Source organism: Pseudomonas sp. R62 (assembly GCF_000257605.1).
Lineage (GTDB): Bacteria > Pseudomonadota > Gammaproteobacteria > Pseudomonadales > Pseudomonadaceae > Aquipseudomonas > Aquipseudomonas atacamensis.
On sequence record NZ_JH635998.1, the window covers coordinates 2,162,320 to 2,165,596 of the forward strand.

The 3,277-nt window shown below is 60.2% G+C and carries 2 protein-coding genes and 1 pseudogene; 1 reads left to right on the forward strand and 2 read right to left on the reverse strand.

The genetic code is table 11. The annotated features are described in order from the left end of the window. Positions 1-45: 45 nt before the first annotated feature. Positions 46-1,581, reverse strand: a complete 1,536-nt coding sequence (locus tag OQK_RS10750) for a sensor histidine kinase (protein WP_016772387.1) — start codon at positions 1,579-1,581, stop codon at positions 46-48. Positions 1,582-1,745: 164 nt separating this feature from the next. On the opposite strand from OQK_RS10750, the gene OQK_RS10755 reads away from it, so the two are divergent. After that, positions 1,746-2,465 carry a response regulator transcription factor gene (locus OQK_RS10755; RefSeq protein WP_016772388.1) on the forward strand — a complete coding sequence of 240 codons (720 nt, stop codon included), beginning with the start codon at positions 1,746-1,748 and terminating at the stop codon, positions 2,463-2,465. Between the two features lie 56 nt (positions 2,466-2,521). On the opposite strand, the pseudogene gyrB reads toward OQK_RS10755, so the two are convergent. Beyond that, a pseudogene (gene gyrB, locus OQK_RS10760) lies at positions 2,522-3,277 on the reverse strand (DNA gyrase subunit B); the annotation flags it as partial.

The following is a 3,277-nucleotide window of genomic DNA, read 5'->3' on the forward strand; positions in this document are numbered from 1 at the left end:
TGTAAAAAAACCGGCCGTTACAGCCGGTTTTTTTGTGCCTCTTTTTCATTCAGAAATCAGCGGCAAATCGATGCGGAATGTGGTTCCCGCGTCGACCACGCTGCGACACTCGATTGTGCCGCCATGATGATCAATCACGGCTTTGACCATCGACAGACCCAGGCCCACACCGTCGATGCCCTGGGCGGAGGAGAAACGCCGATACTGGCTGAACAGGTCAGGCAATTCATCGGCGGCAATGCCCTTGCCCTGATCGGACAATTCGCAGCGCAGCCACTGTCCATCACAGCTGACCTTCAGTTGCACAGTGCTGTCTGCGGGGCTGTACTTGATCGCGTTTTCCAGCAGGTTGAACAGGGCGCGAGTCAGCAATCCCTGATCGGCCAGAATCAGCCGCTCCTGACATTCCTCATCAACTTCGTTGAGCAGCTCGATGCGTTTCTGCTGGGCGATGGGCAGTGCCTGATCGAGGACGTCCAATACCAGCATCGCGAACAATGTCGGGCGGAACTGATAGGTCTCGGACTCAGCCCGCGCCAACAAGACAAAACCATCGGTCAGATCCAGCGCGCGGCGCACCTGACGCTCAATCTGCTCGAACAACGGCGCATCAGCGCCGGCCTGATGACGATGCACATCCAGCAGGGCGAGGATCGCCGAATGGGGAGCGCGCAGGTCGTGGGAAAGAAAACGCAGCAGGACGCCGCGCTGCTCCTCAGCCGCACGCTCGGCACTCAAGTCCGTCAGGCTGAGCAGCCAACCGATCGGCGTATCGCCGTCAACCGGCAGCAGCGCCGCTCTTTCCAGGCGCAGACTGCGATCCTTGTGATCGCGAAATTCCAGCAGCGGCAGGGTGGCCAGTGGCGGTCGCGGCGCTGTGGATAATTCCGGATAGCCGAGCCGCGCCAGTTGCTCGAGTACGTCATCGCCCACCAGCGGATCCTCGAACAACTCGCGCGCCTTGCGATTGCCCAGAAGAATCTTGCCCAGCGGATCACTGATCAGCGTCGCCACCGGCAGGTACTCCAAGCCATCGGCAATGAACCGCCGGGTGTCGCGGGTACGGCTCATGGCTTGTTCGAGCGCCATGATCTGGCCCTGCAAACGGTCGGCACCGGTGAAGCGGGTCCGGCGGCGTTCAGGGAAGACTTTCGGTTCGCTGTCCAGACGCGCCAGCTCCCAACCGAAGTAGGTCAGCACCACGCTCAGACGTCGCCAGTTCCAGATCAGGTAACCGAACAACATGCCCAGCGCGGCTGGCGTTGGCGACCACCAGTAGCGGACTTCGGCCAGTAGGGCGCTGGCGATCAGCGCACAGGCCATACCGATCAAGGTGACCCACAGCGCCCAACGCGGACGCCACAGCAATAATCCCAGTACACCGGCGATCATCGCCACGGACAACAGCGCGCCGGGCGCTGGCGAGGGATTGTGCAGATTGATCTGGGCGCGATAAGACAACAAGGCAGTCAGCGGCAACAGCACTAGACTTATCCACAACCACTCGCGCACCAGCCGGCGGAACAGACGCTGGACCTGGCTCGGCTCACGACTTTCACGTCGGCGTTGAGTGTTATGCATGTGGCACAGGGCAGGGCAGTGGGAATGGTTTCATAGGTCTCAGGTCTGAGGCGTAGACCCGAAGAATCATAGCGGACGTCGACCAACGACGGGCTGCTTCTTTCATCGCGGCCGGGGAGTCGCTATTGTCGACATCCCAGCCCCAGCAACAAGGAACACCGCCGATGCGCGTTGCCATTCTGGACGACGAACCCGCCGAACTGCGCCGGGTCGAGCAAACCCTGGAGCAAATGGCCGAAGCTGGCGAACAGCCGTGGTCACTGCACAGCTTCGAGCGCGGCGAAGACTTGTTACGCCAGTTGCGCCGGGAAACCTTCGACCTGTTGATTCTCGATTGGCAACTTCCTGATCTCACGGGCCTGGCACTGCTGCGCTGGACCCGCGAACACATGGACGCGCCACCCGCTGCAATCATGCTCACCAGCCGCGACGGCGAGAGCGATATCGTTCAAGCCTTGAATGCCGGGGCCGACGATTATGTCAGCAAGCCGTTTCGCCCGAATGAGTTGAAGGCGAGGGTGGCTGCGGTATTGCGTCGGCATAGCCAACCGCGCAGCGCGGCGGGCGAAGTACAGACGTTCAATGATCTGACTTTCGACGACGCCGAACTGACCGTCACCCGTGAAGGCAAACCGATCCTCATGACCGAACGCGAATACCGCCTGGCGCGCTGCCTGTTCAGCAACCTGGGGCGGCCATTGTCGCGGGATTATCTGTACGAGCGCTTCTGGCCGAACGAAGAGACAACTTCCTCGCGGCCGCTGGATACGCATATATACCGATTGCGCAACAAGCTCGGGCTGACAGCGGATCGGGGTTGGCAGTTGCTGACAATTTATGGGTATGGGTATCGGTTGGAAAGTGTCGGCACTGGGAATGAGTGAGGCAAAAAAAACCCCGGCATTGGCCGGGGTTTTTCATGAGCGGGTAGCAATCAGGATCAGAAATCCAGGTTGGAAACCGCCAGTGCGTTGCTCTCGATGAAGTCTCGGCGAGGTTCGACCGCATCACCCATCAGGGTGTTGAAGATCTGGTCTGCACCGATGGCGTCTTCGATGGTGACTTTCAGCATGCGGCGCACGCTTGGGTCCATGGTGGTTTCCCACAGCTGATCCGGGTTCATTTCGCCCAGACCTTTGTAGCGCTGGATGGTGTGGCGCTTGGTGCTTTCGGCCATGAGCCAGTCGAGGGCTTCCTTGAACTCGGTAACGGCTTTCTTGCGCTCGCCACGCTGGATGTACGCGCCTTCGTCGAGCAGGGTGCTCAGTTGCGCGCCCAAGGTGACAACAGTTTTGTAGTCGTTGCTGCCGAAGAAGTCGCGGTTGAAGGTGACGTAGTTCGACAGGCCGTGGGAGATCAGTTCGACCTCTGGCAGCCAGACGCCACGTTCACGGTCTTCGCGCAGGCTGGCCTTGTAGACCAGGCCGGACTTCTCGTTGGTGCGCAGGCGGACTTCGTACTGCGCCAGCCACTCTTGCATCGCTGCATGGTCGCCCAGGGTTTCAAGGCTGACGGCCGGCAGGTAGATGAAGTGCTCGGTCAGCTCCTGTGGGTACAGGCGCGACAGACGCTTGAGGGTTTTCATCACCATGCGGAAGTCATTGACCAGACGTTCCAGCGCTTCACCGGAAATGCCCGGGGCTTCTTCGTTCAGGTGCAGGCTCGCATCTTCCAGGGCCGACTGCGTCATGTACTC